Origin of the sequence: Qipengyuania psychrotolerans, from assembly GCF_019711355.1 — a bacterium.
Classification (GTDB): domain Bacteria; phylum Pseudomonadota; class Alphaproteobacteria; order Sphingomonadales; family Sphingomonadaceae; genus Qipengyuania; species Qipengyuania psychrotolerans.
The window spans coordinates 301708-316028 of the sequence record NZ_CP081297.1; the positions used below are offsets into that span (position 1 = coordinate 301708).

General features: G+C 59.1%; 12 protein-coding genes. 6 read left to right on the forward strand and 6 right to left on the reverse strand.

From position 1 onward, the window contains the following. Positions 1–20 precede the first annotated feature (20 nt). The 4 genes from K3166_RS01530 (at position 21) to K3166_RS01545 (ending at position 6347) form a co-directional block, all read left to right on the forward strand. Positions 21–4052: a chemotaxis protein CheB gene (locus K3166_RS01530; RefSeq protein ID WP_221422959.1), complete on the forward strand. Its 4032-nt coding sequence runs from the start codon at positions 21–23 to the stop codon at positions 4050–4052. A 226-nt stretch (positions 4053–4278) separates the two neighbouring features. Beyond that, positions 4279–4698 carry a universal stress protein gene (locus K3166_RS01535; protein WP_221422960.1) on the forward strand — a complete coding sequence of 140 codons (420 nt, stop codon included), beginning with the start codon at positions 4279–4281 and terminating at the stop codon, positions 4696–4698. A 5-nt stretch (positions 4699–4703) separates the two neighbouring features. Continuing rightward, the gene (locus tag K3166_RS01540) at positions 4704–5453 is read left to right on the forward strand and encodes a VIT1/CCC1 transporter family protein (RefSeq protein WP_221422961.1); all 750 of its coding nucleotides are present in this window, start codon (positions 4704–4706) and stop codon (positions 5451–5453) included. 138 nt (positions 5454–5591) lie between these two features. Next, on the forward strand, positions 5592–6347 hold the full coding sequence (locus K3166_RS01545) for an SDR family oxidoreductase (protein ID WP_221422962.1): 756 nt from the start codon (positions 5592–5594) through the stop codon (positions 6345–6347). A gap of 42 nt (positions 6348–6389) precedes the next feature. Here the strand turns inward: K3166_RS01545 and K3166_RS01550 are convergent, their stop codons facing one another. From K3166_RS01550 to acsA, 5 genes are read right to left on the reverse strand one after another with little or no spacing between them, the layout of a single operon-like run. After that, the gene (locus K3166_RS01550; RefSeq protein ID WP_221422963.1) at positions 6390–6647 is read right to left on the reverse strand and encodes an acyl carrier protein; all 258 of its coding nucleotides are present in this window, start codon (positions 6645–6647) and stop codon (positions 6390–6392) included. Continuing rightward, complete coding sequence (locus tag K3166_RS01555; RefSeq protein WP_247714681.1) at positions 6644–7795, reverse strand: dihydrolipoamide acetyltransferase family protein; 1152 nt, start codon at positions 7793–7795, stop codon at positions 6644–6646. The genes K3166_RS01550 and K3166_RS01555 overlap by 4 nt, the downstream gene beginning before the upstream one ends. Before the next feature lie 17 nt (positions 7796–7812). Beyond that, positions 7813–8787: an alpha-ketoacid dehydrogenase subunit beta gene (locus tag K3166_RS01560; RefSeq protein ID WP_221422965.1), complete on the reverse strand. Its 975-nt coding sequence runs from the start codon at positions 8785–8787 to the stop codon at positions 7813–7815. Continuing rightward, a complete protein-coding gene (gene pdhA, locus K3166_RS01565; protein ID WP_221422966.1) occupies positions 8784–9776 on the reverse strand; it encodes a pyruvate dehydrogenase (acetyl-transferring) E1 component subunit alpha in 993 nt (330 codons plus the stop codon). Before pdhA ends, K3166_RS01560 begins: the two co-directional genes overlap by 4 nt. After that, positions 9773–11524: an acetate--CoA ligase gene (gene acsA, locus K3166_RS01570; protein ID WP_247714682.1), complete on the reverse strand. Its 1752-nt coding sequence runs from the start codon at positions 11522–11524 to the stop codon at positions 9773–9775. The genes pdhA and acsA overlap by 4 nt, the downstream gene beginning before the upstream one ends. A 221-nt stretch (positions 11525–11745) precedes the next feature. Between acsA and K3166_RS01575 the strand changes: the two genes are divergently transcribed. Beyond that, positions 11746–12189: a baeRF12 domain-containing protein gene (locus K3166_RS01575; protein ID WP_221422967.1), complete on the forward strand. Its 444-nt coding sequence runs from the start codon at positions 11746–11748 to the stop codon at positions 12187–12189. Beyond that, positions 12186–13250: a hypothetical protein gene (locus K3166_RS01580; RefSeq protein ID WP_221422968.1), complete on the forward strand. Its 1065-nt coding sequence runs from the start codon at positions 12186–12188 to the stop codon at positions 13248–13250. The genes K3166_RS01575 and K3166_RS01580 overlap by 4 nt, the downstream gene beginning before the upstream one ends. Here K3166_RS01580 and K3166_RS01585 read toward each other — a convergent pair. Then, positions 13241–14227, reverse strand: a complete 987-nt coding sequence (locus tag K3166_RS01585; protein ID WP_221422969.1) for a ribose-phosphate diphosphokinase — start codon at positions 14225–14227, stop codon at positions 13241–13243. The two genes, K3166_RS01580 and K3166_RS01585, sit on opposite strands and share 10 nt — an antisense overlap. Positions 14228–14321 lie beyond the last annotated feature (94 nt).

Consider the following 14321-nt stretch of genomic DNA (forward strand, 5'->3'; position numbering starts at 1 on the left):
GGGGTGCAAAGTTCTTTGCCATGACAAGCAGTTTCCCAATTATCGGCATTGGCGCTTCCGCTGGCGGGCTTGCTGCACTCGAAGCTTTCTTCGAAACGGCGGTTCCCGATCTGGGTGCGGCATTTGTCGTCATCCAGCATCTCGACCCCAAACATTCCAGCATGATTGCCGAAATCCTGTCACGCCACACCGATATGCCAGTGAGGCAGATCGAGCATGGTATGCGGGTGGAGCCTGATCATGTTTATGTGATCCCGCCGAATTACTATGCCGCACTGAACGACCAGTCGTTCGAGTTGGGCGAGGCAGTGCCTCATCATGGTTTGCGGTTGCCGATCGACCGTTTCTTCTGTTCGCTGGCTGCGCAGCAACATCACCGTGCAGTCGGCATTATCCTTTCAGGCACCGGCAGCGACGGAAGCCTAGGATTGCGCGAGCTGAAGGCAGCGGGGGGCATAGTTCTCGCCCAATCTCCGGAAACGGCCCAATTCGATGGGATGCCGCGCGCTGCAATCGCAACCGGGCAGGTAGATGTGGTTTGCCCGGTTCCGGACATGCTACCGAAAATCCGCGATTATCTCAGCCATGATTATGTTCGGATTTCTGAGGACGCGGAGGACGCAGCAGATCTTATCGGAGATGAGAGCGGGATCAATTCCGTCATTGCGGTCCTGCAGGCACAGCTCGGGAATGATTTACGCGGCTACAAGACAGGCACATTGGGACGCCGGATTGCGCGGCGTATGGGCCTGCACAATATCGCCAAGGTTTCCGACTATCTCACCTATCTGCGCGAGCAGCCGGACGAGGCAAAGAAACTCTATAAAGACCTGCTGATCAGCGTGACCTCTTTCTTTCGCGATCCGGAGGCTTTTGACACGCTGCGCGATAGCGCGATCGTAAATCTTGTCCGGGACAAGGCATCTGATGAGGAGATCCGGGTCTGGGTCCCCGGCTGCGCAACCGGCGAGGAAGCGTATTCGATCGCAATGTTGCTGATTGAAGAGCTCGAACGGACCAAGAAAAGCTGTCCAATCCAGATTTTCGCTACTGACCTGGACGAGGCCGCGCTCGCCGCGGGACGGCAGGGTATCTATTCAGCCAGCCTGGTCGCCGATATCCCACCGGACAGACTGCAGCGATTTTTCATCCAGCACGGCAAGGATTACCAGATTAGCAAGGAACTGCGCGAAACAGTTACCTTCGCAATGCAGAATGTCATTTCCGACCCGCCATTTTCGCGGCTCGACCTGATCAGTTGCCGAAATCTGTTGATCTATCTGACTGCTAAACTGCAGGATCGGATACTCGGTTATTTTCACTTCGCATTGCGCAAAGGCGGCTATCTGTTCCTCGGACGATCAGAAAGCATGGGCCAGCTTCACGGCATGTTCGAAACGATCGACAAGAATTCGCGCCTCTATCGCCGACTTGAGAATACCACGAACCACGTGGCGAGTTTTCCCGTCACCGGCGTACTCGCACGCGCCCCCGTGACTGGCCCGCTGCCCCCTCATCGGACCAAAGAAACCGTTCGCTTGCGCGAACTGATGCAGCAGCAATTGCTGCGCAGCTACGCTCCTGCGGCAGTCCTGACCAATGCCAGGCACCAGGTGCTTTATTTCATGGGCCCGACCGCGCGCTATCTCGAGCAGCCATCGGGATTGCCGACGCAGGACTTGCTCACCCTGGCCCATCCCGAACTTCGCAAAGGCCTGCGCAGCGGCATCAAAAAGGCGGCGGAATCGCACGAAGTGGTGACGATCAATGAAGTTTCCATCAAGCGCGGGCCACCGCGCCAGGACACAAAAATATCGATCCGGCCGCTCGCTGCCACTGACCAAACTGAAAAGCTGCTGATCGTAACCTTTGAAGACATAACTCCACCGGACACCGCCCAGCTCCCAGAGGCGACCGAACCTGCGAGTGAACAATCGACAATCGGCGAGCTGGAACACAAGCTTCGTGATGCACAGGAAGACCTCCAGATAAACCTGGAGGAGCTGGAATCAACGAACGAGGAACTTCAGGCATCCAATGAAGAGATGATGTCCGTCAACGAAGAGCTTCAATCCGCCAATGAGGAGCTGGAAACTTCCAAGGAAGAGCTCCAGGCGATGAATGAAGAGCTCTCGACGGTAAACAACCAGCTGAAGGACAAGGTAGAGCAGCTTGCCGAGCTGAGTGACGACCTGGCCAATTTTGTTTCGAGCACTGGGATTGCGACGCTGCTGCTCAATGCGCATCACACAATTGCCCGCTTTACCCCAGCGGCAAAGCGTCTGTTCAATCTGATCGATTCTGATCTGGGCCGGCCTATCGGCGATATCAGGCAGAAATTCGATGACGACAAATTTCTGGAGGATGTCGACAAGGTTTTCCAGAGCTTCACGCCGATTGAACGCGAAGTCCGCGCAGAAGATGGCGCGATCTACCTGATGCGAATAGCCCCCTACAGGGCCGATAAACAACGGTCCGGCGGCGTGGTGGTGACGTTTGTCGATATTAGCCAGCGCCTGTTGGGCGAACAGCAACTGCGGGAAAGTGAAACCCGGTTTCGTATGCTGGTCGAGAACGCTCCTGATCCACTGATCATGGTGGATGGCGCTGGAGAAATCTTCCTAGCCAATTCAGAGGCGCTTCACTTCTTCGGATATGATCGGGCCGAATTTGTCGGCATGAATGTGGAGCAATTGCTGCCTCAATCGCTTCGCAAGCGGCATCAGGCTCATCGCAAGGAATATATGAAAGACGCCAAGGTCCGTCCGATGGGTACGGGCCTGGAACTGCGTGCATTGCTGAAGAACGGCGAGGAAGTGCCGATCGAAATCAGCCTGAGCCCGGTGTCGCTGGAAAGCGGCGAAATGATTTGCGCCTCGATCCGGGATATTCGCGACCATCTGCGTGCCATGCATGCTGTTGAGGAAGCGCAGGAGAGGGCCGAATCTGCTCTCGCGGCGAAATCGAGATTTCTCGCCACGGCGAGCCACGATCTGCGCCAGCCGCTGCAATCGCTTGCCATGCTGACCGAAGCACTTGAGCTGAAAGCAGACGATCCCGAGCTTCTCGATCTGATCGGCAAACAAGGTGCCTCTCTCGAGAATATGCGAAATCTGCTCAATTCCCTGCTTGATATCTCCAAGCTGGATGCTGACGCAGTGAAGCCGAAGATTGGTGATGTCGACCTGCTCAAAGCAGTCGAAGAAGTGTGTGCGAGCTGCGAGCCGCATGCGAAGACCAAAGGTCTGGAACTGATTGTCGAGGTCCATGACCGAATCGTCCGGTCCGACCCTGACTTGCTCCGTCAAATCCTGATGAACCTGATCAGCAATGCGATCAATTTCACGAAAGAGGGCAGCGTAACGGTCGCCACTTCGCTGGTCGGTTCTGATCTCGGCATAGAGGTACGGGATACAGGTGTTGGGATACCGAAGGACCAACTGGGCAAGATATTCGACGAATTTTATCAGATCGGCCGCGATCCGCAGCAGGCCAATGCCGGGTTGGGCCTTGGCCTTGCGATTTCCCAGCGTATCGCTGCCACGCTGGGCTTCGAGATCGAGGTGAAATCCAAGGTTGGAAAAGGCACTACGTTCTCCTTCAAACTTCCGCTGAGCGAAGTTTTGCTTGCACCGCCCCGGACGGATAAAGCGGAAGTTCAAAGCAAACCTGACGGGGAAGGCATCATCCTCTTGGTGGATGATGATCCCGCTGTGCTAAATTCCACGCGCTTCCGGCTGTCCCTGCACAAGGGCCTCGAAATCCACATCGCTTCATCGCCCAAGGACGTAGCGAACGCTCTTGATTCAATGGCACCGAAGGAACCCGATGTGATCGTTACTGACTATCACCTCGGCGACAAGAAGAACGGCCTGGATATTATCACCGAAACGCGAAAGCGCCTGGGCAAGGAAATTCCCGCGATCCTGATATCGGGTGACACTGCGCTTGATGCTGCATCGCTGCGCAGCAGGGGCATTTCGCTTGTTTTCAAGCCGACTGCCGGAAACGAGCTGCGCGACCAGATACTCAGCGTGCTGTCCCCGAAATAGCCCTGTTAGATGGGCTCCGTTTGTGGGGCGCCTCTGGGCGAATGCACCTTCTGCTGAGCGTTTATCGGTCGAGGCGGCTGGATGCCACGCAACAAGCATTCGGCAAGCCCATCTCGGTGTTTCAATTCGTCGCTTGAGATCAGCCGCGGTGCCGGCGGAAACTTACGTATAGCTGGACCGGGACAAGTGCTGAACCATCCGCGGGAAATTGGAGCGGAGATCAGCAATGTTTTCACACATATTGGTGCCAGTCGACCTGGATGAGCCCAGCTCATGGGCCAAGGCCGTGCCTGTCGCACAGGCGCTGGCGCAATCATTCGACGCGGGCGTAACGCTTTGCACAATCGTGCCGGACAAGCTTGCGGTAGTCGAAGCGCCTTGGACAAGCGTTTCGCTAGGGGCGCTGATGGATAAAACGACGACGAGGCTCCATTCGCTTTCCCGAGAACTCGGCGTGGAAAGCTTTGGCAGAGAAGTCGGGTGTGGCAATATAGCGGGCGGTATCCTGGCGATCGCAGGTGACGTGGGGGCCGATCTTATCGCCCTGTCGTCGCATCGGCCCGAAATGAAAGACTGGCTGTTGGGCGCAAATGCAGCCCGGGTCGCGCGTCATGCGAAATGCTCGGTTCTGATCGTGCGCGAGTAGCTTTCATGTCGCGCGAGCTTGAAGACCATATCAAGGACCATTCCCCCGCTCGAATACGCAGCCGTTTGGCCAATCCACGCGGCCTCAGTCCGCTTGGCGACTTCATGCTTGGCGGTGTCGATGGCGTGATCACGACTTTTGCCGTTGTCGCAGGGAGTGCAGGGGGGCAATTGCCTTCCTCGACCGTGATCATTCTCGGTTTAGCCAATCTCATCGCAGACGGCTTCAGTATGTCTGTCAGCAATTACCTCGGCACCCGGGCGCGCCAGGACGAAGTCAGGCAAGGCCGCCGAAACGAGGAGAGGCACATAAGCCTCTACCCTGAGGGTGAACGGGGCGAGATAAAGGAAATATTTGCCCGCAAGGGTTTGGCGGGAAGCGATCTGGAGAAGGTTGTCGAAGTCATCACGGCAGATCGACGGGTATGGGTCGACACGATGATGGCCGAAGAGCTTCGCCTGACGGAAGAGACGGCCCGTCCGATGAAAGCTGCGTTCACGACCTATGTCGCCTTCTCGATCTGCGGTCTGGTTCCCCTGATCCCATTCCTGCTCGGCGTGGGCGAATTCAAATCGATGTTTCTCGCCAGCTCGCTGCTCGGAGTTCTCACTTTCTTCCTCTTCGGAATGGGGAAGGGAAGAGTTCTGGGCACCCCCAGCTTTAGTTCCGGGGTGCGAACCCTTGTCATTGGCGGGGCCGCCGCAGTCCTGGCTTACTTCACCGGATATTTGCTGCGCAGCTTGACCGGGACCTAGAACCAATCGGGCTACCGGGGATGAGTACTTGCAGACCGTTCCATGGGTACGCGGCTCCATAATCCGGAGCTTTACGTATCCTTTCGGCATTCTCCGGGGCGTAGTGAAGTCCAATCCACCGAGCCGGAGAGACTTGCAATGACTGCCATCCCAAAGAATGAATTGCGCGTAATCATCACCGGCGGCGCGCGGGGTATCGGCGGTTCCACCGCTCGTCTGCTAGCCGCTGCCGGGGCGAGGGTCATGGTGACCGACGTTCTTGACGAAGAGGGGGCGGCACTCGCGGAGGAACTTGGCCAGCATGTGCAGTACAGACGGCTCGATGTGACCAGTGAACATGACTGGGAGGCAGCGGTTGCCGAAGCGCAAGACGCATTTGGCCAGGTCAACGCGCTGTTCAACAACGCGGGCGTTCTTTCACTCGATACGGTGGCGGATTGCGAACCGGATGAATTCCGCCGCGTAATCGATATCAATCTGACCGGAATATTCCTTGGAATCCGCGCTGTCGCACCGGCTTTGAAGCGCGCCGGAGGCGGTGTGATAGTCAACACGTCGTCGACTGCGGGAATGCAGGGCTATGGTGGACTGGCCGCCTATGTGGCCAGTAAGTGGGGTATCCGAGGCCTTACGAAAGCCGCAGCTCTCGATCTTGCTGCAGACAAGATCAGGGTCGTGTCGCTCCACCCGGGGCCAATCCGGACGCCCATGACCGAAGGGATGGGAGACGATGTGGTTGCCGCTCAGCCCATTTCCCGATTTGGCGAAGCCGACGAAGTCGCTCGCATGGTCGGCTTCCTGTTCAGCGAAGCAAGTTTCTCCACTGGCAGCGAATTCCTGGTGGATGGAGGTGCAATGGCGGGCCAGGTGCTGCCCTTGCACGAGGAAGCCTGAGCCCCGAAAGACTGCGTCCTTCCCATCAATACTCCGGAAAAATCAGCCCGGTTCAGCCGGTAAATTTGCGGCGAGCCATCGCGCCGCACCGCCGATCGTCACGAACCTCGCAGCTTCGGCGTCCGGAATGTCGATCCCGAGCCGCTGGTGGAGTGCGGCGATCAGATTGAAGATGTCCATTGAATCGAGGTCGAGCGCCTCGCGCATGTCTTCATCATCGCGGATTGAAACCGGCGCGACGTCGGGGGCAATATTCTCGATTTCCTCGACTACAATTGTGCGGGCATCCGGCTGGTTCATAGGTCCTCCGGATGCATCAGCAATTGCTCGATCCGTCTCAAGAGCAGCGATCCGCGATGCCCGTCGTTCGCGCGGTGATCGCCGGCAAGGGTGACGGTCATCACCGGGCGGACGACCAGCGATTCTTCATCGGCCCATGGACGCCGCTCGACACTTCCGAAACCGATGATCGCAACCTGCGGAGGGTAAATCACGGGCAAGAGGCCCTCCACTCCGCGATCACCGAGGCTGGAAACGGTCGCCGTGGCGTCAGCGACCTCGGACGAGCGAAATTGCCCCCGCTTCGTGCGAGCAACAAGGTCGCGAAGCCTTGCCATCAGTTCAGCAAGCGGCAGGTTCGCGGCATCCCTGATGCATGGGGCAGCAAGCCCGCCGCCGCGGATTGCGATGGCGTTGCCCAGGTGGACTGGCTTGCTGGGCACGAAATGATCGCTTTCGTAGAACCCGTTGAATTCGTGAAATTCGCCGAGGGCGAGCGCCGAGGCCTTCAGGATGATGGCTGACAGCAACAGCCTGTCAGGAGGCGGACGGTCTGCATTGTAGCGATCGAGCCACTCAAGCGCTCGCGACAGCTCGATGCGATGCATTAGATAGTAGTGCGGAATCTCGCGCTTCGAACGTGCCATCGCAGCAGCAATTGCCCGGCGCATCGCGGTTAAGTCGAGGCCGGGGCCGGTTTTGGCCGGGCCAATGGAGGCGGTCTCGACATCGGCAAGCTGGATGGCGCCATCCGGACCACTGCCGGCAATCGAGGCGAGGTCGACACCGCGTTCGGCGGCGAGCCTGCGTGCGGCGGGGGAAGCGCGCAAACTCGACGCCTCGATTGGAGGCGGGGCCACTGTGGCGAGCGGCTGAGAAAGGGGGGGCTCGGTTGCGGGCTTGAGAGGCGCGGCCTGCGTTTGGGCAGGTGCGGCGGAGGGGATGTTTTCGGTCCCGCCAATCCTTGCGAGCGCGGTTCCTACGGGCACGCTTTGTCCCTTACTGACCAGAAGCTGTTCAATGATGCCGTCTTCGAAGACTTCGACTTCGATCGCCCCCTTGTCAGTTTCGACCACCGCAATGATGTCGCCGTGCTCGACGCGGTCACCCGGCGTTTTCAACCATTCGACCAGCGTTCCTGCCGCCATGTCCGCGCCGAGCGATGGCATTACAAAGACGCCCACCGTCAGCGGCCAAGTACTGCGCGGGCTGCAGCTACAACCTTGGCGGTGCTTGGCAGGGCAGCTTCTTCCAGGTGTTTGGCATAGGGTATCGGCACCTCTTCGCTGCATACCCGCGCGGGAGGGGCATCAAGCGTCCAGAATCCCTTTTCGACGATCCGCGCCATGATTTCTGCCGAAATACTGCCGGAACGCCAGCCCTCGTCGATGATCACGCAGCGCCTGGTCTTGGCCAGCGTGGCAAGGATCGCATCTTCGTCGAGCGGCCGAAGGACTCGCAGATCAAGGACTTCGGCATCAACTCCTTCGCCGGCCAGTTCCTCTGCTGCCGCGAGGGTCTTGCCCAGCGATCCGCCGTAAGTGATGAGGCTTATGTCGCGGCCCTCGCGCCGGATCGCAGCATGATCGATGTCGACTGCGATCGGTTGGTGAACTCCGGCAGTGTCGTTGTAGAGCAGCGCGTTTTCGAAGATCAGGACCGGGTCGGGGTCCTCGAGAGCAGGCCCGAGCATCCCGCCTGCATCCTCGACTGTTGCCGGAGCCAGAACGCGGATTCCGGGGATGTGCGCATACCATCCTTCGAGGCTGTGCGAATGCTGCGCGGCAAGCTGGCGTCCACCTCCGGTCGCCATGCGGATGACCACCGGCACAGCGATCTGGCCGCCCGACATGTGCCTGACAGTGGCTGCATTATTCATGATCTGGTCAAGCGAGAGCAGTGAGAAATTGCAGGTCATTACCTCTACGATCGGGCGCATACCGTTCATGGCTGCACCGAACCCGGCTCCGGTAAAGGCGCTTTCGGAAAGCGGGGTATCGCGGATACGGTCCGGCCCGAACTCTTCAAGCAACCCCTGCGAGACCGCGTAACATCCTCCGTAGCGGCCGACATCCTCGCCCATCAGGAAAACGCGTTCGTCCTCAAGCATTGCCTTGCGGATCGCCGAGCGCATTGCCTCGCGGTAACTGAGCTGGGTCATGTGCGGCGCTCCGCTCCGACGTCGCGCATCAGATCTTCGACCGGTTCCCAGGTTCCCGTTTCGGCAAATGCGACCGCGCCTGACACCTCGCGCGCTACTTCAGCTTCGATCTCTCTGACGTCGTCTTCGCGAAGTTCTCCAGCCTCAAGCGCCCACTTTTGAAACCGCAAGATCGGTCCGCGTTCTTTCCATTCCTCGACTTCCTCCTTGGCCCGGTAAAGCTGGGGGTCGTACATCGAATGCGCGCGGAACCTGTATGTGCGGCATTCGAGGAAACGAGGCCCGCCATCTTCCCGGATCGCGGCAACGGCGCGCCGAGCCGCGACTTCCACCGCGACCACGTCCATCCCGTCGGCCCACTCTGATGCCAGCTTGTAACAGGAGGCTTTCACGCTGATGTCGGTTTCCGATTCCGACAGTTCCAGCGCTGTACCCATGGCGTACCGGTTATTCTCGCACACGAAGAGCACAGGCAGTTGCCATAGAGCGGCAAGATTGAGGCTTTCATGAAACTCGCCCTCGGCAGCCGCACCCTCTCCAAAGAAACAGACCGTTATGCACTTCCGCCCGGCGAGCTTGTCGGCGAGCGCCAGGCCGACTGCGATTGGCAGCCCGCCGGCAACGATCGCATTGCCGCCATAGAACCGCGCCTTGGCATCAAACAGATGCATCGAACCGCCGCGGCCGCGACTGCAGCCTTCCTGCTTGCCGTACATCTCGGCCATTATGCTATTTGCAGAGACACCCTTGAGCAGGGCATGGCCATGTTCGCGGTAGGTCGCCACGACAGCATCGTCAGGGACGAGCGCTTGCATAACCCCAACCGCCACCGCTTCCTCGCCAATATAGAGATGGAGGAACCCGCGGATTTTCTCTTGCGTGTAAAGCTCGGCGCATTTTTCCTCGAACCGGCGGATGCGCAACATCTGATGCAGCAATGTACGGCAATGTTCGCGCGTTAGCCGGACCTTGGGCAGTGCGCTTGTCATGCTGTGGTTTCCAGCGTCGAGATATCGCCTTCCGGAAGGCCGAGTTCGCGCGCTTTAAGCAGTCGGCGCATGATCTTGCCCGACCGGGTTCGTGGCAGGTCCTCGCAGAACTGGATCTGCCGCGGCGCAATCGCTGCGCCCAGTCGTTTGCGGGCATGGGCCATCAACTCTTTGCGGAGCTGTTCGCTTGGCTCGAAACCATGATGCAGCGTGACGAAGGCCTTTACGATTTCACCGGCGCGTTCGTCCGGCACCCCGATGACGGCAGCTTCAGCGACCGCCGGATACTCGACCAGGGCGCTCTCCACCTCGAACGGCCCGATCAGGTGCCCGGCGGATTTGATCACATCGTCCGCCCGCCCGACAAACCAGAAATATCCATCGGCATCGCGCATCGCCAGATCGCCGCTCAGATACCAGCCATCCCGAAAGCACTTTTCATAGCGTTCCTGCTGATCGAGATAGCCGCGAAACATCGATGCCCAACCCGGCCGCAAGGCGAGGTGTCCAGGCGTCATGGGAGTATCGATGGGCCGCACTCCAGCGTCCGTCACTTCAAGGATGGCAGCCTCAACACCGGGCAGCGGCTTGCCCATCGACCCCGGTTTCACGTCCATTGAAGCGTAATTGGCAATCATTATGCCGCCCGTTTCGCTCTGCCACCAATTATCGTGGAAGGGACGGCCAAAGACCTCGTTGCTCCACACGACAGCTTCGGGATTGAGCGGTTCGCCGACGCTGGCGAGAAAGTGCAGGTGCGAAAGATCATATTCGCGCGCAAGGTAGGCCCCCGCCTTCATCAGCAGGCGGATGGCCGTCGGTGCGGTATACCAGATCGTGACCTTCTCGCTCTCCAGAATGGAGTACCAGCGGCGGGCGTCGAATTCTGCTTCGTCAACGATCAGAGTTGCGCCGGCGCAAAGCGGGGCGATGATCCCATAAGATGTGCCCGTCACCCAGCCCGGATCGGCCGTACACCAGAAGATATCCCGGTCTCGCAGATCCAGCGCGATCCGGCCGGTTGCATTGTGGGCCACGACCGCTTCGTGGACATGGACGACGCCCTTGGGCTTGCCTGTCGTCCCGCTGGTAAAGTGCAGCAATGCCATGTCGTCCGGGGAGGTTTGCAGGCATTCGAAGCGGGCGGTGGTGCGTTCGAGCGCCTGCCCCAGATCGACCGTGCCGGGGGGTGGGGTTTCACTGTGCGGCGTAAGCAGGACGAGTTTCAGATCAGGCAATTCTTCGCGAACACCGGCGATCTTCTTTCGATAGTCGCGGGCGCTGACGAGAACTACGTTCGCATGCCCGATCTCAACGCGTGACCGGATCGGCTCCGGTCCGAATGCTGAATAAAGTGGGCAGAAGACGCCGCCCAGTTTCAGCGTGCCCAGAATTGCAAAATAGAGTTCAGGGACGCGGCCAAGCAGCGAGAAAACGCGCGACCCCTGTCCAAAACCGCGATCTGCCAGCATGCGCGCAAAGCGATCGCTTTCACGCTCCAGGTCGGCGTAGGTGAAGCTTCGACGCTCGCCATTCTTGCCGAGCCACCTGAGCGCCTCCTTGCTGCCGGCACCCTCCAGAACGTGCCGGTCGACCGCTTCGTGGCCGATGTTAATCCAACCGCCGGGTTCGGCGTCGAGCCATGCTCTGTACGTCTCCCAGCTCAGCGTCCTGCTGGCCGTATCGTAATCGTGCATGATTGCCCCCTGCCTGGTCGCGGCAGACTTGCTGATGGGGGCAAAAGCCACGCAGTTTCTCCCGGTCGTTGGGCAGACGTCCTGTCAGCTTGTCCGGGATTGGCGGCGGCGCTGTAACTACGCAATCATCCGTAAGCATGGGCAAATTGGCGTTGGTGGCGACCTCATCCGTAGGTTCACGTAGTGAGATGGGCAGGGCGACAGACTAGCGTGATCGGTGATCCGATGGTTCGCCTGAGCAATCATCAAACAACCTCGTGGAGCCAGCGCTGATGAAGATTGCAAACGGAACACTGATCATGGCTGTGGACGGCAGTAAGATGCTGATCTTGCGGAACGAGGGCGATGTTCGGAAACCTGTCCTCAAAGCTGTTGCGCATGAGCGCGTCCACAACCTTCAGACGGCCGAACAGGGATCGGACCGGCCCGGCAGAAGCTTCTCCAGTTCGGATGGACGCCGAAGCGGACTTGGGGATACCGATTGGCACACCCAGGCCGAAGGGCGATTTGTCATCGAGGCTGCCCAAACTCTCGACACGGTGCAGAAGGATCTCGCAGCGGAGGTAATACTCGTCGCCGCGCCAACTGTAATGGGCACGATGCGCAAGCATCTGAGCGAGCGCGTGAAAGATCATATTCTGGCGCAGATCGACCGTGACGTGGTGAACCAGCCGTCGGATGAAATCGCGAAGCTCGTTTCAGCCTATGAACCGTGAAGCCCGTAGACAGCTTCCTGAACCGAGCTGAGTTGGTATCGAAATCCGAGGCCGAAACCCACGCCGAAGTCGCGGCGTTCCTGTCTTGCCCCGCCTCCTATCCGCATCATCCAGACGAAGTGAGGGTTGTCGAAACGCACACGGCGCTCGTCTTTATGGCGGGCGAGTATGTCTACAAGTTGAAGCGGCCAATTGCGCTCGACTTTCTCGACTGCCGTTCGCTCGAGGCGCGGCGCCGCAATTGCCAGAGCGAATTCGCGGCCAATCACCGCTTGGCCCCCGGGGTATATCTCGGAAACGTCCCGGTAACGCGCGAGGCTGATGGAACCCTTGCAATCTCCGGCTCGGGAACACCGGTGGATTGGCTGGTCGTCATGCGCCGCCTCGACCAGGCTAATGCGCTCGACCAGAGGATCGCGGCAGGCTTGGTCAGCATTTCCGATGTCGACCGGGTGTGCCGCACTCTGGCGCAATTCTATCTTTCGCAGCCGCCGATCATGACCAGTCCAGTTGGCTGGATTGCATTGTGGAAGGAGAAGGTCGCGATTGTCCGGACCAGTCTTTCCGATCCTTCCTTCGGCCTGCCCGAAGATGAGTACCAAGCGCCTCTTCAGGCGATAGAGCAGTTCCTGGCGCGTTCGTCCGGCCTTATGACCACGCGCCTTGCGCAAGGCCGGATTGTCGATGGTCACGGAGATCTCAAACCGGAGCACGTTTATATCGGCGAACAAGTGCTCATCATTGATTGTCTTGAGTTCGATGAGCGCCTGCGGTGGGAGGATCCCTTCGATGAAATCGTTTTTCTCGGCCTCGAGTGCAGGCGGTTGGGGGCACCATGGATCGCCCCCCGCCTCGTCGACCAGATGGCCCAATTGTTGGGAGAACGGCCACCCGAGGAGCTACTGCGATTTTACCGCACCTATCGAGCCTGCATGCGCGCCCGGCTTATGATCGAACACCTGCGCGATGAAGCCCCGCGGACGCCCGAAGAATGGCCCCGCAAAGCGCGGCTTTATCTGAAATTCGCAATTGAGGCGTTGTCACCGGGGGATCAGTCGTAGGGCAGCAGCTCGCTTACCGGTTCGCCGGAGTTCAGACGTGCGACGACGGCTGCGATCAGGGGTCCGACCTCTATGACGCCTATTTTTTCTCGGGCAGCTGGAGGCAGATCGACCGGTAATGATACCGTGTCGGAAACGACGATTTGGTCCGGTCCGTCCGGCCCGAATAGCAGGCTGTCTGCATCAAACATCGCGTGTGCCGCGACCGCGATCACGCTGGTTGCGCCTGCTTCCCGGGCGGCCTTGCAAGCCCTGACTATGGTTCCGCCACTGCTGATCAGATCGTCGAGAATTATTGAAGTGCTGCCGGCCACGCCTCCTGCGAATGTCTCGCCCGAAACCACACCCGCGCTGCGGTGTTTGTCCATGATTGCCTTGCCGACCGGCTGACCCAGGCTGCGCTCCAGCTCATGGCGGAACAACTCCGCACGTTTGTTGCCGCCCGCATCGGGCGAAACCACGGAAACCGCACCCTCGCTGAGGTCGGAAACGAGCGCCTCTGCAAACAGGCGAACGAGCGAAACGTGCTCGGGTCGGCAAGTGCGAAAAGCATTTTCGAAAGCACTGATATTGTGCACTTCGATCGTTACGAGCCGATCGGTCTGCACAGCCTCGAACAAGCACGCGGTATAGCGTGAATTCACCGGGTCGCGCGGCTTGGTTCGGCGGTCCTTGCGGCTATAGGCGAGATAGGGCGTGATCGCAGTGACCCGTCGGGCGCCGGCATCTTTCAGCGCGCCGATAAAGAACAGCAATCGGACGAGCTTGTCGTTCGCACTCGCCCCCTCTTCGCCTTGAAGGCTGTGCACCACATAGACGTCGCGGTTGCCGACTTCGGTAAGCGGGCGTGTCTTGTGTTCACCGTGTTCGAAATCGCGCTCTTCATGCTCGGACAACGCGATGCCAAGGTCGATCGCAATACTCTTTCCAAGCTCGCGACTGCCATTGAGAGCAAAAATAACCGGTGCGTCGTGCATGTTGGCTGCCTTTCGGTCGGGAACATCATGCATAAAATTGTGGCAAGCTGGCCGACATCAGGAAACCTACGCAGGCACTTCCAGCCCCTTGGTC

Bases quoted from the DNA above. Each gene is read 5' to 3' on its own strand.
- K3166_RS01530 (WP_221422959.1), top strand. From the start codon at position 21: ATGACAAGCAGTTTCCCAATTATCGGCATTGGCGCTTCCGCTGGCGGG.
- K3166_RS01535 (WP_221422960.1), top strand. From the start codon at position 4,279: ATGTTTTCACACATATTGGTGCCAGTCGACCTGGATGAGCCCAGCTCA.
- K3166_RS01540 (WP_221422961.1), top strand. From the start codon at position 4,704: ATGTCGCGCGAGCTTGAAGACCATATCAAGGACCATTCCCCCGCTCGA.
- K3166_RS01545 (WP_221422962.1), top strand. From the start codon at position 5,592: ATGACTGCCATCCCAAAGAATGAATTGCGCGTAATCATCACCGGCGGC.
- K3166_RS01550 (WP_221422963.1), bottom strand. From the start codon at position 6,647: ATGAACCAGCCGGATGCCCGCACAATTGTAGTCGAGGAAATCGAGAAT.
- K3166_RS01555 (WP_247714681.1), bottom strand. From the start codon at position 7,795: ATGCCATCGCTCGGCGCGGACATGGCGGCAGGAACGCTGGTCGAATGG.
- K3166_RS01560 (WP_221422965.1), bottom strand. From the start codon at position 8,787: ATGACCCAGCTCAGTTACCGCGAGGCAATGCGCTCGGCGATCCGCAAG.
- pdhA (WP_221422966.1), bottom strand. From the start codon at position 9,776: ATGACAAGCGCACTGCCCAAGGTCCGGCTAACGCGCGAACATTGCCGT.
- K3166_RS01575 (WP_221422967.1), top strand. From the start codon at position 11,746: ATGAAGATTGCAAACGGAACACTGATCATGGCTGTGGACGGCAGTAAG.
- K3166_RS01585 (WP_221422969.1), bottom strand. From the start codon at position 14,227: ATGCACGACGCACCGGTTATTTTTGCTCTCAATGGCAGTCGCGAGCTT.